Origin of the sequence: Afipia sp. OHSU_II-C1 (genome assembly GCF_000497575.1) — a bacterium.
GTDB lineage: Bacteria > Pseudomonadota > Alphaproteobacteria > Rhizobiales > Xanthobacteraceae > Afipia.
The window spans coordinates 43651-59768 of sequence record NZ_APJI01000005.1; the positions used below are offsets into that span (position 1 = coordinate 43651).

Below are 16118 nucleotides of genomic sequence, written 5' to 3' on the forward strand. Positions count from 1 at the left end.
CAATTGAGCGGTACGGCTCCGCGAAATTAGCGCCTCCGATCCCTTGACGGCGGGGGTGTTTCAACCGCGTGATGAATTAAACGATTCACCCGGTATTTTGCCCCCTTGGCACTTCCCGTCCTCGATTCTCCGAAATGGCAAAGCGCGCCCGCCGCATTCGCGCTGGGTGTAAAATCCGCGCTGTCGTCGATCCTGGCGCTGGTCCTGTTCGGGACCTTCATCGGCGTCGGCGCATTCGCCCATGACACCGGCTTCACGCTGGGCTGGGCGCTGGCGAGCACGGTGCTGGTCTGGGCCGGGCCTGCACAGATCATCTTGATCTCAACATTCCATGCCGGGGCCACAGTGCTGGAATCGGCGCTCGCCGTCACCATCAGCGCGATCCGCCTGCTGCCGATGGTGGTCTCGGTGCTGCCGATGTTGCGGTCGCCGGAGACGAAGATGCGACAGCTTGCGCTGCCGGCTCATTTCGTGGCGGTGACGGTCTGGGTCGAAAGCTTTCGCCTGCTGCCGCAGGTGCCGCGCGAGCGGCGGATTGCATTCCTGAACGGCCTCGGCAGCGGGTTAGTGTTCCTGAGCAGCGTGGCCACGGCGATCGGCTACGGACTTGCCGCGAACCTGCCGCCGCTGCTGGCTGCGGGAATTCTCGCGCTGACGCCGCTGACGTTCCTGCTATCCACGGCACGCAACGCGCACAGGCTGGTGGACAAACTGGCGCTGGCACTCGGGCTTGCGCTTTATCCGCTGGTGCAACTGCTGCAAACCGGCGTGGATATCATGATTTGCGGTCTGACTGCGGGCACGATTGCCTATGGTGTCGATCGCATCCGGAGGCGCGCATGAGCGGGCTGTTCGGGGATGGGCACGCCATCTTGCTGCTGCTGTTCGCAGGCTTCCTGTCGAACGAGGTATGGCGCGTGCTCGGCCTTGTGATTGGCGGAAATATCGATGAAAGCTCGGAATTCCTGGTCTGGGTGAGGGCGGTCGCTGCCGCCATCCTTGCGGGCGTCATCGCACAGATTCTGATTTCACCGCCCGGAGCGCTCGCGACGGTGCCGGGTGTGGTCCGCTACAGCGCGGTTGCTGTGGGGATTGCCGTGTTTCTGGCCACACGTAGGTCGGTTTTCGCCGGCGTGATCGGCGGTGAAGTCGTCGTGCTCGCCGGCAAATGGTGGCTGGGCTGACGGTATGATCCCGAAAACTCGAAACCGGTTTTCGGAATAGATCATACCGAGGCCAAAGCGTCTCAGCCGTTCAGCGCTGCGATTAGCCGTGTGGCGTGATCCTCCAGCACCTTGACGTCCTCCTTGCGGCTTGCCGGCGGCAGCAGCGCAACGCCTTCAACCCGAGGCATGACGTGGACATGAAGGTGATAGACGACCTGTCCGGCGGAAGGCTCGCTGAACTGTTGCAGCGTGATCCCGCTTGCGTTGAAGGCCTTCATGGCGGCCACCGCGATTTTCTTCGCCGTGCGGGCGACATGGGCGAAGCTGTCGGGCGAGATGTCGAGAATGTTGCGGGCCGGGGCCTTTGGAATCACCAGCGTATGACCGGGACAGCGCGGCATGATGTCCATGAAGGCGAAGGTATGTTCGTCCTCATAGACCTTGTGACAGGGAATCTCGCCGCGCAGGATTTTCGCGAAAATATTGTTGGTGTCGTAAGCGGTCATGGGGCATCCCGGAGAAGAGGCGCGTCACAATCGCTGCCCCGCGCCGCGCGGTCAAGCCGGGTTGTTCGAGCCTCATGCATGTCAGGAATTCACTGTGCGCTCGGGTATGCCGGTCGCAATCTCGTCGATCCGGTCGGCAAGGTCGGTCAGATCGCGGTGAAGACCGTCCAACGTGTAGGCCAGTCCGAACGTCCGTCCGACGGCGTTGAAATCGAGTGCGCGCATGACGCCGGACTGTCGCAAGCCGCTGAATGTCTCCGTGAACGCCAGATGCACCGCGGGCAGGTCCGTCCGTGGAACCACGGTGACGGCGTCGAGCGCGGTTGCGCATCGCTGCGTCAATTCGGCTTCGGCGCGGAGCAGGGCGGCTGCCGCAGGCGCCAGGGTCGAAGCGATCGCGGCGGGAAGGGGCTCGCGGAGCACGTTGCCGATGGCGACCAGATCGTTGCGCACGCGCCAGAGGGTTCGCGGAATTGCGGAAGGAATGCGATGATCGGCGAGGCGAGAGGCGCGCTCCCTGTCGGCATCTTTCAGGGCTTGTTCGACTGCTGTCAGCGCTTGCCGCAAGGCGGCGTGCTCGAGAGAGGGCGCCAGCGGTTCGCCGCGTTCAAGCGCCTCCGCCTCGGCGAGCAGGAGTTTTTGTATCCGCGTCAGCACGGTGATCGAGCGGGCCACCACGACGGCATGGGAACGCGCGGGAAATATCAGCACCGTTGCCAACACGCCGATCAGGCCGCCCAGTCCGATCTCGATGATGCGGTCGAGAACAAATTGTTCGACCGGCGCGCCGGCCGGTTCGGTCAGCAGCATGATGGCCGCCGTGACCGGCGCCACCCGCAATTGAGGCCGAACCGCCGCGCCCCACACGGTGACGCATGTGACGAGCACAAGGGCGATACCAATTCCCAGCGATGTATTTGAATGGAAAGCTGCCGCAAGCCCGCCGAAGATCGCGCCAGCGAGGGTGCCGATCATGCGTTCCGTGGCCGCGCCCAGCGTCCCGCCGATCGAGCCTTGCATCACGATAATGACGGTGAACACCGCCCAGTAGCCCTGTGGCAGGCCGAGAGCCTTGTAGGCAGCGTAAGCCGCGCCGACGGCAATGGTGACACGTACGGTCTGGCGCAGCTCGGAGGACCGGCGCGTCAAGAACTCTCGAATCCGTGCAGCGATTGAAATCAAGGCGTTTCCCGCAGCGGCACTGTGATCAGCAAGCGGAACTCAGGTTAAGCGGCTTGTGCGGCGGTCACAACGCCTGCGTGTCAGTCGTCACCGTTGGCCTTGCGGAATGGACCGGCCTCGGTGAGTTCGCGCACAGCCTCCTGCACGTAGCTGCGCTCATGCTTGAGATAGTCGCGGATTGCCCGGCGCAGCGCCGGATCGGCGATGTAGTGGGCGGAGTAGGTGGTTTGCGGCAGGTAACCTCGGGCGATCTTGTGCTCACCCTGCGCGCCGGCTTCGACGCGCTTCAGGCCGTGCCGGATCGCGAAGTCGATGGCCTGATAGTAGCAGACCTCGAAGTGCAGGAAGGGATGATGCTCGATGGCGCCCCAGTGGCGGCCGAACAGGGTGTCGGAGCCGATGAAGTTGATCGCGCCGGCGATCCATTTCCCGTCACGTTTCGCCATCACAAGCAGCACGTCTTTCGCCATGGTCTCGCCGATCATGGTGTAGAAGGCGCGGGTGAGATAGGGCCGCCCCCACTTGCGCGAGCCGGTCTCCATGTAGAACTCGAAGAACGCGTCCCATGCATCGGGCGTGATGTCGTCGCCGGTCAGGGCGTGAATGCTGATGCCGTTGGCAAGCGCGTCGCGGCGTTCGCGGCGGATCGCCTTGCGATGACGCGAGGCCAGGGTGGCGAGAAGATCCTCGAACGTGCCGTAGCCTTCATTGCGCCAGTGGAATTGCTGATCGGTCCGTTGCAGGAATCCGTGTTCGGCGAGGGTCGTCCATTCGTCTTCGCGGGCGAAGGTGACATGCACGGACGAGGCGTGGGTGGCGCCACACAGCGCGATGAGGCCGCCGGCCAGCGTTTCGCGGACACGCGCAGCTTCCGGGCCATTGCGCACCAGCAGCCGAGGGCCTGTTGCTGGCGTGAACGGGACGGTGGCCTGCAATTTCGGATAATAGCTGCCGCCCGCGCGCGCATAGGCGTCGGCCCAGCCGTGGTCGAACACGTACTCGCCCTGCGAGTGATTTTTCAGATAGCCCGGCACGAGGCCCACGACCTGGCCTGCCATGCGTGCCACCAGATGGCGTGCGGCCCAGCCGGTGCGCGCGATGGCAGAGCCCGACTCTTCCAAGGCGGCAAAGAAAGCGTGCGTGACAAACGGGTTGTAGCCGCCATCCGAATTGGCACACGCATTCCACTCGTCGGCCGTGATCTGGCCGACCGAGGAGACCGCTTCAAGGGTGATCTCGCAGGAATCCGTCAAAGAGCAGGTGTACCGTGGCCGTGAGAAACCGAAACCGTTCAGGAGTATAGATCGGTTCTTACGCGGATGACTTCAAGTATCTGGCATCCCGCTTTCGGCCTACTCCGGGATGAAACCCTCGAAAGTCATCTGGTCGGCATATCGGGTGCTGCGTGCGCGCTGTTCCGGGGTCCGCACAGTCCATGTGATCAGCGCGCAACTGAAGATGTTGCGCGCGATCCAGGGCGCTGGTGCTGGAAGATCGTCGACCCGGTAGCTGACGAAATGTGGCTGCGTGCGGAAGGCGTGGCGCAGGCCGGTCATCTCGCGGGTTTTCTCGGGAGGCAGCCGCGTCCACTCGCCGTCGGTATAGTGTCGTTCGGCGACGATGCCGCGCGGCAGGCCGGGCATCAGGTCGCGGATCGCGATCACCTGATCGGGATCGAACGACATCGCCGCCACCGGTCCGCTGTACGAAGCCAGCACTTCGGCCATCCGCCTCACCACCGTCCGGCTGCCGTCGAAGCGGCTCTTTATCTCGAGCACCAGCGGGACACGTCCGGCGACGCGCGTGCAGAGATCACCCAGGGTCATCATCCGCTCAGCCGTGTGCTTGAAGCCGACCTGCTTGAGCTGTGCCGCGGTCAATGACAGCAGTTCGCCGGTGCCTTGAGTCAGGCGGCCGAGCTCATAGTCATGATGCACCATCGCTTCATTGTCAGCGGTGGGCTGAAGATCGACCTCGATCGCGAAATTGCCCGCGACCGCAGCGTCGATCGCGGACGGCATGTTCTCGATGATGCCGCGCGCACGGTCATGCAACCCGCGATGGGCAATCGGCCGTGCCGTGAGCCATGCAGGCGCGCGCGCAGTCATCGGCTTGTTTTGGTGAGCATGATCTTGTCCAAAAATCGGTGCCCATTTTTCGGGATCATGCTCAGGCGACCTCGAAAATGCCTTCGACTTCGACGGCGGCGTCCGAAGGCAGGGCGGCCACGCCGACCGTGGTGCGGGCATGGCGACCCTTGTCGCCGAACACAGCGACCATCAGGTCCGACGCGCCGTTGAGCACCTTGGGGCCCTCAAGGAAATCCGGTGTTGCGTTGACGAAGCCGCCGAGGCGCACGACACGTGCAACCTTGTCGAGATCGCCGAGCGCCATCTTGACCTGCGCCAAGAGGTTGATCGCACAGCCGCGTGCGGCGGCCGCGCCTTGCTCGGTGGTGACGCCGGCGCCGAGCTTACCCTTTGCGATCAGCTTGCCTTCCGGGGTGTTGCAGACCTGGCCGGATACAAACAGAAGATTTCCGGTGCGCACGAAGCCGACATAATTCGCGACGGGAGGGTTGGGCTGATGCAACACAATGCCCAGTTCGTTCAACTTCTGCTCGACCGTTCCCGCCATATCAGTCCCCGATGTTTGTTGATATTTGCCCGGAATGAAGTCCGGCATTTTAAGCCGATATGTCGGGCGCGCCATACTTCGCCCATCGTGGAGCGACATGCAAGCACGTCAGCCCGGTGGATTTGGCCCAGATATTTCGGGCGATTCCACGGCTTTGCCCCGGTTGCGGCGCAATGCTGCGGCTATTATTCTTCGATTCTCATTGTCTTAAAGGAGACACCATGCGTCGCGCGCGCCGGATTTCAGGTTATGGATTGGCTGCCCTGTCCGCTGTGTTTCTGGCGTCGGCATCAGGCGGAGCGCATGCGGCGCCGAGCGTGGCATTTCTCGCGCATCAGGCCGTCTATGATCTGAGCCTGAAGACATCGCGCGGCAACGCCAGTGTCAGCAATGCGCGCGGCCGTATCCTGTACAATTTCGCCGGCAGCTCCTGCGAAGGCTATACCACCGAATTCCGGCAGGTGTCGCAGCTCGATACCGGCGAGAACAAGACCACGCTGAGCGATCTGCGTTCGACGAGCTGGGAAGACGGCGAGGGGAAGAGCTACCGCTTCAAGATCGAAACCCGTATGAACGATACCGACACGACGTCGATCGACGGCATGGCGGAGCGTGACGGCAAGACGATCAAGGTCAAGCTCAAGAAGCCCAAGGCGAAGACGTTCACCATCGAGGGCGCGGTGTTTCCGACGGAGCAGGTCAGACGGATCATCGAGGCCGCGCGCGAGGGCAAGTCGCTGCTCGAACTCGTGGTCTATGATGGCTCCGACGACGGCGAGAAGGTTTACAACACGCTGACCGTCATAGGGCAGCCGATCCCGGGAACAAAGGCGCCGGCAAAGCCGGATGCGGCCAGCGCCAACGAGAAGTTCAAATCCCAGACCCGGTGGCCGGTCACCGTCAGCTACTACGACCGTGCAGCGAAATCGAATTCCGGCGAGCAGACGCCGGTCTATGCGATGTCGTTCGAGCTTTATGAGGACGGCGTCTCGCGCGCGCTCTCGCTCGATTACAACGATTTCGTCATCGCGGGCGCGATGGACAAGATCGACATCAAGGAAACCAAGCCCTGCAAATAGGCGGGCGCTATTCCGCCTTGGCCGGTCCATCATAGGCAATACCGCGCATCACCGCGGCATTGCCGAATTTCTTGCGGACATCGTCCATCGCGCGTTCGGCGTGTGCCAAGCGCCGGTCGAGCAAATCCTGATCGTCGGCTTCGGCACCGGGTTTCAGTGCGCTGACGCCCGCTCCGATCAGCCTGAACGCGGTACCGTCGATCTCGCGGCTGAGCATTTCGCGCACTGTCGCAAAGATTCTGGTGGCAAGCTGGGTTGGGACCTGAAGCGATTGCGAGCGGGTGCGCTGCCTGAAATCCGCAGTTTTTAGTTTCAGCGTGATGGTGGAGCCGGAGAGATCGCCGCTCTTGAGGCGCGAGGAGACTTTTTCGCACAGCCGCCACAGGATTCTTTCCAGCGTCGCGAAATCCCGCACGTCAGATTCCAACGTCGTCTCGTTGGAAATCGTTTTGGCGCCGCGATCGGCGACGACCTTGCGGTCATCGATGCCGCGCGCCAGCCGCCACAGCCTCCGTCCCTCGGGACCGAACTGTTTCATCAGATCGATCTCGTCCGAACGCTGCAGATCCTTGATGAGCCGGAAGCCGCGTTGCGACAGTTTCTCCTGCGAGGCAGGACCGACGCCGTAGATAAAGCCGACGGGCCTTTCAGCGAGCATGTCGCGGGCTTCGTCCTGGTCGAGTGCCGCGAAGCCGCGGGGCTTGTCGAGGTCGGAGGCGATCTTGGCGAGAAACTTGTTCACCGACAGGCCGACCGACACGGTGATGCCGATGTCGCGCTCGACCTGGGCTGCGAACCGCGCAAGTACCTTGGCCGGGATCATGCCGTGCACGAGTTCCGTGCCGCTGAGATCGAGGAATGCCTCGTCGATCGAAAGCGGTTCCACCAGCGGCGTCAGCGCCATCATCGCCTGGCGAACTTCGCGCCCGACGCGGACATACTTCGCCATGTCGGGACGCACGACCACCGCCGAGGGGCACAGGTCGAGCGCCTTGAACATCGGCATCGCCGAGCGCACACCATAGGTGCGCGCGATGTAGCAGGCGGCGGAAACGACGCCGCGCTTGCCGCCGCCGATAATGACCGGCTTGTCGGCGATGTCCGGATTGTCGCGCTTCTCGACGGTTGCATAGAACGCATCGCAATCGATATGCGCGAGCGCCAGTGTTCTGAGAGAGCGATGCCGAACCATACGGGGCGAGCCGCATTCAGCGCAGCGCATCGCCTTTACCGCCGTGTCCGACAGGCAGTCGCGGCAGAAACCCGGCGAATCGGCTGGCGGACGGTCGCTCACTGAATCATTCCCAACGTGGTTCCAGCACCTCGCGCGCATTGGCGACGGCCTGCGGTGTCAGCTGCGAGGCGTCGGCGAAGGCCTTCACGGTCGCGTCATCGCGCACGATGAAATCGAGCACGCCCGCGAGGAACTTCGGGTCTGCGGCGGCGGTCCGGAGGGTTTGAGGGCCGATACCGCTCTCGGTCAGGAACAACCCTAGCCGTTCGGGATCGGACGCCAGGAAGGAGAGCGCCTGAATCGCAACGAATTCAGCGACTTCCTGAGGGGTTTTAGGGCCCTTTGTCATTGATCGTGTTTGCCTTTCCGTAACTTATCGTCTCTATTTTGAACCCATCATGCCCGAGTCATCACGGCGTGGCGAATTCAATGGTTTCAGCACGTACGGGCATTTTGCGGGAATTGGAGGGCCAGGATGGCCAAAACCGTCCTGATCGTGGAAGACAACGAGCTCAATATGAAGCTCTTTCGCGATCTGCTTGAGGCCCATGGGTATCAGACAGTCGGCACGCGCAACGGGGTTGAAGCACTCGACCTCGCTCGCAGACACCGGCCCGATCTCATCCTCATGGATATTCAGCTACCCGAAGTTTCCGGTCTCGACGTGACTCGCTGGATCAAGGCGGATGTCGAATTGCGTGCGATCCCGGTGGTCGCGGTAACGGCTTTTGCCATGAAAGGCGATGAAGAACGTATCCGTGAAGGCGGATGCGAAGCGTATTTGTCCAAACCGATCTCGGTTGGGAAGTTTATTGAGACGGTTCGACGGTTTGTCGGCTAGGAAAGTTTGGAGAATTCGATGTCCGCGCGCGTTCTGGTCGTTGACGACGTTCTCGCCAACGTAAAGCTGCTCGAGGCGCGGCTGTCCGCGGAATATTTCGACGTGGTGACGGCGAATTGCGGAACGCAGGCGCTGGAGATCTGCGAGCGTGCGGAATGCGACATCGTGCTGCTCGATGTCATGATGCCCGACATTGACGGCTTTGAGGTCTGCCGCCGACTCAAGTCGAATCCGAAAACCCATTTCATCCCGGTCATCATGGTGACGGCGCTCGACAGTCCGTCCGACCGCGTGCGCGGGCTCGATGCCGGCGCCGACGATTTTCTGACCAAGCCCGTGTCGGATGTCGTGATGATCGCGCGGGTGCGGTCGCTGACACGCTTGAAGATGATGACCGACGAATTGCGCATGCGCGCGATCACGTCGCTCGAGATCGGCGTCAACGCGCCGGAGCGCGACGCTGTTGCCGATACAGGCAGGGGCGGGCGTATCCTGCTGGTGGATGACCGGCCGTCGTCCTACGAACGGCTCGCTCCGGTGCTGGCCACCGAGCACAGCGTGGATGTCGAGCCGAATCCGGCTGAAGCCGTATTCCACGCCGCCGATGGCAATTACGACTTGCTGATTGTCTCACTTGGCCTTGAGAATTTCGACGGCTTGCGGCTTTGCAGCCAGGCGCGCTCGCTGGAGCGGACGCGCAGTGTGCCGATCCTTGCCATTGCCGATGCCGACAACAACGCGCGGCTGCTGCGCGGGCTGGAGATCGGCGTCAACGACTACCTGCTGCGGCCGGTGGACAAGAACGAACTGCTGGCGCGCGCGCGCACCCAGATTCGCAAGCGCCGCTATACCGATCACCTGCGCGACAATGTGCAGAACTCGATCGAAATGGCGATCACCGATCCGCTGACCGGGCTGCATAACCGCCGCTATATGGAAAGCCATCTCGCCACATTGGCAGAGCAGGCCTCGATGCGGGCCAAGCCGTTGGCACTGATGATGCTCGATATCGACTACTTCAAGTCGATCAACGACACCTATGGCCACGATGCCGGCGACGATGTGCTGCGCGAATTCGCCGTGCGCATCCGCAAGTCGATCCGTGGGATCGATCTGGCCTGCCGCTACGGCGGCGAGGAATTCGTCATCGTCATGCCTGAAACCGACCTGCACGTGGCGGGGATGGTTGCCGAGCGCCTTCGCCGCTCGATTGCCGGCGAGCCTTTCACGATCGAGAAGGGCGTCAAGCGCATTGAGGTGACCATTTCCATCGGCATCTCGACCCTGGAAACCAAGGGCGAGCCGATCGGTGCCGTTCTCAAGCGCGCGGATCAGGCGCTGTACCGCGCCAAGCACGATGGCCGTAACCGCGTGGTCGCCGCGGCGGCTTAACTCGCTTTCGTTCTTTCTTCTTCTTTCGGCTCGAAGTATGCGCCGGATAAGGGGTCAACCCAGCACAGGTGATCGTGCACCTGCTTGACGCCCGCGACATTCTCGGCGGCTACGATGATGGCTTGCCGCGTGCGCTCGTCCGTGATGACGCCGCAGATATCGACCACACCGTTGCGGACAAACACCTCCAGCCCGGAGGGGCCCCAGTCATGACGCCCGATCTCTTTGAGAATGCGGGTGTGAATGTGTGAATCGTCCGCAGTGGGGTCGGGGACATCGCGTGCGAGGCCTGCAACAGCCCGGACGAAATTCTGGCGGCTGATGATTCCGGTGAGCTTGTTGTTGCCGTTCATCACGGGAACGCGCTTGATGCGATACCTTTCCATGATGGCTACGACATCGGCGAGCGGAGTGTCTTCAGTCACGGTTTGCACGTCGCGCGTCATGATCTCATCAACCCGGCGTCCGGCGGTCTGGACATAGTCCGCGGCCTGACGTCCCGGGCCCAGAATGAAATCAAGCCAGCGCGGCCGTTTGCGCTGCGTGCCGATCTCACGCCGGCGCAACAGGTCGCGCTCGGTGACAATACCGACCAGTGCACCCTTCAGGTCAACGACAGGAAGGCCGCTCAGATGGTTGTCGAGCATAAGCCGAGCGGCATCAGCGATCGAGTCACTAGGGGCAACCTTGATGACTTTACGGGTCATGATGTGATGGGCTTTCATGAGGTCACCTTTGCATGCGGGTCTGACTGATGCGGCCCGAATGGGCTTTCATTTGTTTAGTGTGATCGCTTCTCCTTCAATCACCTTGATGCACATCAAATGGCGGAGGTTCTCCCGCTGCTTTGAGCCATATCAAGCCAGAAGGTTCCGGCTCCGGCTAAGTTGAGCCCAAGGAGATTGCCATGGCCATCAGGGACTTCTTGCTTCCGCTTGTCAGCTATCCGAAGCCGACGACAAAGGCTGCGATCGAGACGGTGTTTCAACTGAGCGAAAGTCTTTTGTCGGCGGGAGCCCGCAACGGGAATCATTCGACCATCTCGCAACGCGTCTCGGCGGTGGTGTACGAGATCGAAATCGAGACGGGCCTTTACTTCGAAGGCGCCCATATGGGGGAGTTTCTCGAACGGGAGGCACGAAAGAGCGCAGCGAATGCACAGCAGCTCGTCCATAGTTTCGAGGAGGTCGCTGCGCATCACAATGTGATGCACCGCTGTCGCCTCGAGCGCCGGGTGCCCTATGACATGACACGGAATCTGGTGGAGTCGGCGCGGCTGCACCACGTGACTGTTCTGCCCCTCAGGAAGGACACCGAAGACCAGTTTGATCTCGCCGAGCAGCTCATCTTCGAATCAGGCCGTCCGGTTCTGATCTTTCCGGAAGAGCCGCTAAGGCCGCTGGCGACGGCTATCCAGACTGTTGCCGTGGCGTGGGACGGCAGCCGTCAGGCGGCACGAGCCGTCGACGATGCGTTGCCGTTTCTCCGGCGCGCGCGGACGGTGAGGGCGTTCACGGCGACAGACGACAAACCGTTGTCGTCCGCCCAGGCGCAGCAATTCGTCGAGTATCTGGCGGGCTTTGGAATTGAAGCGATCCATGAAGATGTCAGAAAAACCGATCAGCATTCGATCGGCAGTTTCATGGAGGCCTACATTGCGTCCCGTGGAATCGATCTTCTGGTGATGGGGGCTTACGGCCACTCCAGACTGCGCGAATTCATTCTGGGCGGGGCGACGCGGTCGATTCTGGCCAATCCGCCGTGCTGGGTCCTGCTGTCGCACTGACCGCTGGCCGGGCAGGCGCGAAGCTCGCCATCAAATGAAAAACGGGGCCGAAAGGCCCCGTTTCCGCATGTAAGCAATTGAAATGCTTACTTGATCTTGGCTTCGCGGAATTCGACGTGCTTCTTCGCGACCGGATCGTACTTCTTCTTCACGAGCTTGTCGGTCATCGTGCGCGAGTTCTTCTTGGCAACGTAATAGAAGCCGGTATCCGCACTGGAAACGAGCTTGACCTTGATGGTGACCGCTTTGGCCATGTTCAGAACCTCGGATGTCAGGAATCGGTAGCAGTCCCGACAGGCCGGGCCGCGTTTGGGCCGCAACCTAGCTTCGAACGCCCTAAAGTCAAGTTTTTAGGGCGCTTTATTCCAAAATCCGGGATATCCCGGATTTTGCCCGCCAAGGGTCCCGGTTGGATGGGTCTGAGGGGCTATTCCGCCGCGTCCGCAGCCCCGGCAGGCTCGAAAAACCGGTTTTTGGGCCGTGGCAGGCCAAGATTTTCGCGCAGCGTGCGGCCCTCGTAGTCCTTCCGGAAGATGCCCCGCCGCTGCAGTTCCGGAACCACCTTGTCGACGAAGTCGTCCAGCCCCTGTGGCAGGAACGGGAACATGATGTTGAAGCCGTCGGACGCGTTCGTCACCAGCCATTCCTCCATCTGATCGGCGATGGTGGCAGGTGTGCCGACGAACGAGAGGCCGCCGTAGCCGCCGACGCGCTGGGCAAGCTGCCGAACGGTCACATTGTTCTTGGCTGCGTATTCGACCAGTCGGTCGCGGCCGCTCTTGCTGGCATTGGTGTCCGGTATCGGCGGAAGGGGACCATCCGGATCGAATTTCGATGCATCGGTGCCGAGGATGACGGAAAGCCCTGCAATCGCGCTGTCATAGTGGACGAGGCTGTCGAGCAGATCGCGTTTCTTTCGCGCTTCCTCGATCGTGTCGCCGACCACCACGAATGCGCCCGGCAGAATCTTCAGGTGATCGCGATCGCGCCCCAGCTTGTCCATGCGGCTTTTGATGTCTTCATAGAGAGCTTGCGCCTGGGAGAGGGTACCGCCGCCGGTAAACACTGCTTCGGCGGTCTCCGCTGCGAGCTGTTTGCCGGGTTCGGACGCGCCAGCCTGCACGATCACCGGCCAGCCCTGCACGGGTCGCGCAATGTTGAGCGGTCCTTTCACCGAAAGAAATTCGCCCCTGTGATCCAGTGTGTGCATTTTCGCGGGATCGAAATAGAGCCCGCTTTCCACGTCACGGGCGAAAGCATCGTCGGCGAATGAATCCCACAGGCCGGTGACGACTTCGAAGAATTCACGCGCACGCCGGTAGCGTTCGCCGTGCTCCATGTGATCGTCCTTGCCGAAATTCAGCGCCGTTTCCGGATTGCCGGTGGTGACGACATTCCAGCCCGCGCGCCCGCCGCTGATATGGTCGAGCGACGCAAAGCGCCGCGCGACATGATAGGGCTCATCGTAGGTTGTCGAGCTTGTTGCGATCAGGCCGATGCGCTCCGTCGCGCCGGCCAGTGCGGCCAGCAGGGTGAACGGCTCGAACGATGTGACCGTATGACTGCGCTTGAGCGCGCTGATCGGCATGTTCATCACCGCGAGGTGATCCGCCATGAAGAAGGCGTCGAATTTGCCGTGTTCAAGTTTTTGAATGAAACGCTTCAGATGCGAGAGATTGAAATTGGCGTCGGGAAAACTGCCGGGATAGCGCCATGCGGCGGTATGAATGCTGACCGGGCGCATGAACGCGCCGAGGCGCAACTGGCGTGGGCTCATCGGACTCTTCCCCTGACGATTTTGAGGCGGCACTTGAAGTGGCGCTTGGCGATGCAAAAGGATCAGGGATTGTATGGGGTGGCGCGATGCATCTCGCCACGGAAGATTATTGTTTTTTAAGTTGACGCCGGGGGTGTTTCTTCTCGGCCGATCAGATCATCAGCCCCTGAAATCCTTCGGCGCAAAACTGAGGTCGAGCATGCGCCACTGGTCGTAGCGATCGGCCGGCAGCATGGCGTAGGGTTGGCACTTCTCCAGCGCATCCATCGCACTGCGCATCAGGGCCGGACCTTTTGCCGACGCGCTGGCTTCGATCAGAAGCGGTTCCGCCGCGAGCTTGCCGTCACGCTGAAATGCCACGCGCAACACGATCCGGACATTGTCGGAAGGCGACACCGACTTCGGCAGGATCGAACAGGTCTTGAGATGGGTGCGCAGCGCGGCAGCGTCTTCGTTTGAAATATTCGCTTTCGCGGTCGCCTTGGCGTCGAAGTCACCGGCCGCTCCTGCATCGGGGAGGGTGAACATCATGCCGAACTTGCTGGTGATGTCGGGAGCCGCGGTGGGGACTTCCTGCTGGGGCTGCGCCGAAGGTGTCGCCTGAGGCTGTGCCTGCTGCGGCGGCTGCTCGGCGGGTTTAGGCGGCTCCGGCTGCTGCTTGAGCGCGGCCTGCCGCGTCTCCTGCTTTGGCTTCGTCGGCGGAGCAGGGGCAGGTTTCGGAGGCTTCAGCGCGGCCTGTTGTGATTCTTCCTGGGCCGCCTGCTTTTCCGCGGAAGCCTGCTGCCGGGACATGTCGGAATCCTGGGATTTGTCCGAAAGCGTCGGGAAATCGTAGTCAGGCTCCTTGGGAAGCGGCGGAGCTTCTTCCGGCGTGACGATATCGATGGTGATGGCTTCCGCGGTTGTCGGCTCGAACGGATGCACGCCTGCCAGCAAGAGCCAGGCTGTCAGGGCCGCAACATGTGCGGCAACCGATATGGCGGCGCCGGTACGCATGAAACTGTCGTTCGCTCATCCCCCGGGGCGGACGTCTCGCCGCCGTCGGGGCAGCATATCAGTCCGCGCGGGAGCAAGAAACCACAACCCTTGAAACGACAGCTTTTGGGTCAGCTTTCGCTTAGCACCGAGGCGATCATTGCGCCGACCGCCATGTCGTCCTGCTGACCGAAGCCGTGATGGTACACCGTGCCGTTGCGGCGGATCAGGATCATGGTCGGGGTTCCGCGCATGCCGTAGCTAGCCATGGTGACGGGGATCGGCGTGTCTTGACCCGCGATATCCACTCCGATCGGGAAGGTGAGCTTGTTCTTAAATGACGTCCCGCTGCATCGCGCCGCCGTAGAAGTGGAAAAACGGCACCTCGGCGGCATGCGATAGCGGTCCCAGCGCAAGGCGTTTGTCCAGCTCGCGCAGCACCATCTTTGTCATCTGGTGAAGATCCGCGAGCGACAGCGAACCGAGTTCGACCCACACCAGTTCGACAAGCTCGGCATCCGCATGGACGACGCCCTCAACCCGGTGGGCGATGGCCGATGCATCGGCGGTGAAAAATCGCGTATCGAATCGCCGGACGCGGCCGGGCGGGGTGATGGCGCGGGCGATCAGGAACAGTCCGGATGGATCGGGCAGCAAGCCGGCGTCGGCGAACGGTTTCCATTCGCCGGTCAGCTTCGCCGCTGCGCCATTCATGCGCGCGACTTTCCGTCCGAGACAAAGGCCGGTTTCCTCGCAGGCTTCGCGAATGGCCGCAACCGCCAGTGCGCGGGCGCGGGCAGGCGCGATCTTCGGGCTGCCGCCGACGAGTTTCTTCTCAAGCCCCTTGGGGATTTCCGCGGCTACCGGAATCTTGTTGTCGGTGGCATCGACCCGACCGCCGGGAAACACGAACTTCCCCGGCATGAAGATGACCTTGTCATGCCGCTTGCCGACGAGGACTTTGGGCACGCTTCCGCTGCGATCCACAAGGATCAGTGTCGCGGCATCTTTCGGGCGGCGGTAAGGATGACTGTCGTCTTCCTTCTCTTCTTTCTCGGGCTCGCTCATTTCACCACGGTTAGCTTGGCAATCGTACCTTCTTCGACGTCCGCGGGGCGGCTTTCATCGAAGCCGTGCATGCGGAACGCCCACTGCAATCCAACCACTGCGCCCTTGACCGGCTGAAGTAGCAGCAGCGACGAGGCCAGCGTGAAGGGGAGGTAGAACGCCAACTGCAGCAGCATCGATGGCGCATAGTTGGTTTCGATCCAGAGCGCGATCGGCACGATGATGTGGCCGACGATAACGATCACGAGATAGGCCGGCAGATCGTCGGCGCGGTGATGGCTCAGATTTTCTCCGCAGACCGAGCAGTTGTCCGCGACCTTCAGAAACGCGCGGAAGATCTTGCCTTCGCCGCAGTTCGGGCAGCGGCAGCGCAACCCGCGCGCCATGGCCTGCCAGACATCGCGTTTCGGCAAGGCCTGGGTCGCTGGCGTCCATGTCGCGGCAGGCATAGTGCGGCTTTCCATGATGGCTCCTC

Annotated in this window: 20 protein-coding genes; 6 read left to right on the top strand and 14 right to left on the bottom strand. The window is 61.9% G+C overall.

Going from position 1 to position 16118, the window contains the following annotated elements; genetic code table 11:
- Positions 1–105: 105 nt before the first annotated feature.
- Both I554_RS0104265 and I554_RS0104270 read left to right on the top strand, forming a co-directional pair.
- Positions 106–843 carry an AzlC family ABC transporter permease gene (locus tag I554_RS0104265; protein WP_024575104.1) on the top strand — a complete coding sequence of 246 codons (738 nt, stop codon included), beginning with the start codon at positions 106–108 and terminating at the stop codon, positions 841–843.
- Complete coding sequence (locus I554_RS0104270; RefSeq protein ID WP_024575105.1) at positions 840–1184, top strand: AzlD domain-containing protein; 345 nt, start codon at positions 840–842, stop codon at positions 1182–1184. The genes I554_RS0104265 and I554_RS0104270 overlap by 4 nt, the downstream gene beginning before the upstream one ends.
- A 62-nt stretch (positions 1185–1246) precedes the next feature.
- Here the strand turns inward: I554_RS0104270 and I554_RS0104275 are convergent, their stop codons facing one another.
- The 5 genes from I554_RS0104275 to I554_RS0104295 form a co-directional block, all read right to left on the bottom strand.
- Positions 1247–1672, bottom strand: a complete 426-nt coding sequence (locus tag I554_RS0104275) for an HIT family protein (RefSeq protein WP_024575106.1) — start codon at positions 1670–1672, stop codon at positions 1247–1249.
- An 81-nt stretch (positions 1673–1753) separates the two neighbouring features.
- Positions 1754–2821, bottom strand: a complete 1068-nt coding sequence (locus I554_RS0104280) for an FUSC family protein (RefSeq protein WP_244432709.1) — start codon at positions 2819–2821, stop codon at positions 1754–1756.
- A gap of 113 nt (positions 2822–2934) precedes the next feature.
- Entirely contained in the window at positions 2935–4107 is a 1173-nt protein-coding gene (locus tag I554_RS0104285) for a GNAT family N-acetyltransferase (protein WP_024575108.1), read from the bottom strand.
- A 99-nt stretch (positions 4108–4206) separates the two neighbouring features.
- The gene (locus I554_RS0104290) at positions 4207–4962 is read right to left on the bottom strand and encodes a glycerophosphodiester phosphodiesterase (RefSeq protein ID WP_024575109.1); all 756 of its coding nucleotides are present in this window, start codon (positions 4960–4962) and stop codon (positions 4207–4209) included.
- A gap of 61 nt (positions 4963–5023) precedes the next feature.
- Positions 5024–5491, bottom strand: coding sequence for a RidA family protein (locus I554_RS0104295; protein WP_024575110.1), 468 nt, complete (start codon positions 5489–5491; stop codon positions 5024–5026).
- 221 nt (positions 5492–5712) lie between these two features.
- Here I554_RS0104295 and I554_RS0104300 point away from each other — a divergent pair, with 221 nt between their 5' ends.
- Entirely contained in the window at positions 5713–6570 is an 858-nt protein-coding gene (locus tag I554_RS0104300) for a cell envelope integrity EipB family protein (protein ID WP_024575111.1), read from the top strand.
- 7 nt (positions 6571–6577) lie between these two features.
- Here I554_RS0104300 and I554_RS0104305 read toward each other — a convergent pair whose 3' ends face one another.
- Both I554_RS0104305 and I554_RS0104310 read right to left on the bottom strand, forming a co-directional pair.
- On the bottom strand, positions 6578–7903 hold the full coding sequence (locus tag I554_RS0104305) for a DNA polymerase IV (protein WP_152527730.1): 1326 nt from the start codon (positions 7901–7903) through the stop codon (positions 6578–6580).
- Positions 7869–8153, bottom strand: a complete 285-nt coding sequence (locus I554_RS0104310) for a DUF3572 domain-containing protein (protein ID WP_024575113.1) — start codon at positions 8151–8153, stop codon at positions 7869–7871. The genes I554_RS0104305 and I554_RS0104310 overlap by 35 nt, the downstream gene beginning before the upstream one ends.
- A 126-nt stretch (positions 8154–8279) precedes the next feature.
- Between I554_RS0104310 and I554_RS0104315 the strand changes: the two genes are divergently transcribed.
- Positions 8280–8645, top strand: a complete 366-nt coding sequence (locus I554_RS0104315; RefSeq protein ID WP_002712171.1) for a response regulator — start codon at positions 8280–8282, stop codon at positions 8643–8645.
- A gap of 18 nt (positions 8646–8663) precedes the next feature.
- A complete protein-coding gene (locus tag I554_RS0104320; RefSeq protein ID WP_024575114.1) occupies positions 8664–10037 on the top strand; it encodes a PleD family two-component system response regulator in 1374 nt (457 codons plus the stop codon).
- Here the strand turns inward: I554_RS0104320 and I554_RS0104325 are convergent.
- Positions 10034–10762, bottom strand: coding sequence for a CBS domain-containing protein (locus tag I554_RS0104325; protein ID WP_024575115.1), 729 nt, complete (start codon positions 10760–10762; stop codon positions 10034–10036). The two genes, I554_RS0104320 and I554_RS0104325, sit on opposite strands and share 4 nt — an antisense overlap.
- 182 nt (positions 10763–10944) lie before the next feature.
- Between I554_RS0104325 and I554_RS0104330 the strand changes: the two genes are divergently transcribed.
- Positions 10945–11823 (top strand): universal stress protein, encoded by an 879-nt coding sequence (locus I554_RS0104330; protein ID WP_024575116.1) that lies wholly within the window; start codon positions 10945–10947, stop codon positions 11821–11823.
- Between the two features lie 86 nt (positions 11824–11909).
- Here I554_RS0104330 and rpmG read toward each other — a convergent pair whose 3' ends face one another.
- From rpmG to I554_RS0104360, 6 genes are all read right to left on the bottom strand, one after another.
- Positions 11910–12077, bottom strand: a complete 168-nt coding sequence (gene rpmG / locus I554_RS0104335; RefSeq protein ID WP_002712167.1) for a 50S ribosomal protein L33 — start codon at positions 12075–12077, stop codon at positions 11910–11912.
- A 173-nt stretch (positions 12078–12250) separates the two neighbouring features.
- On the bottom strand, positions 12251–13600 hold the full coding sequence (locus I554_RS0104340; protein ID WP_024575117.1) for an LLM class flavin-dependent oxidoreductase: 1350 nt from the start codon (positions 13598–13600) through the stop codon (positions 12251–12253).
- Between the two features lie 159 nt (positions 13601–13759).
- Complete coding sequence (locus tag I554_RS0104345) at positions 13760–14596, bottom strand: hypothetical protein (RefSeq protein WP_024575118.1); 837 nt, start codon at positions 14594–14596, stop codon at positions 13760–13762.
- Positions 14597–14706: 110 nt separating this feature from the next.
- A complete protein-coding gene (locus tag I554_RS26225) occupies positions 14707–14844 on the bottom strand; it encodes a hypothetical protein (protein WP_192818027.1) in 138 nt (45 codons plus the stop codon).
- A gap of 64 nt (positions 14845–14908) precedes the next feature.
- On the bottom strand, positions 14909–15643 hold the full coding sequence (locus tag I554_RS0104355) for an NUDIX domain-containing protein (protein WP_029659811.1): 735 nt from the start codon (positions 15641–15643) through the stop codon (positions 14909–14911).
- On the bottom strand, positions 15640–16107 hold the full coding sequence (locus I554_RS0104360; RefSeq protein WP_024575120.1) for a DUF983 domain-containing protein: 468 nt from the start codon (positions 16105–16107) through the stop codon (positions 15640–15642). Before I554_RS0104360 ends, I554_RS0104355 begins: the two co-directional genes overlap by 4 nt.
- Positions 16108–16118 lie beyond the last annotated feature (11 nt).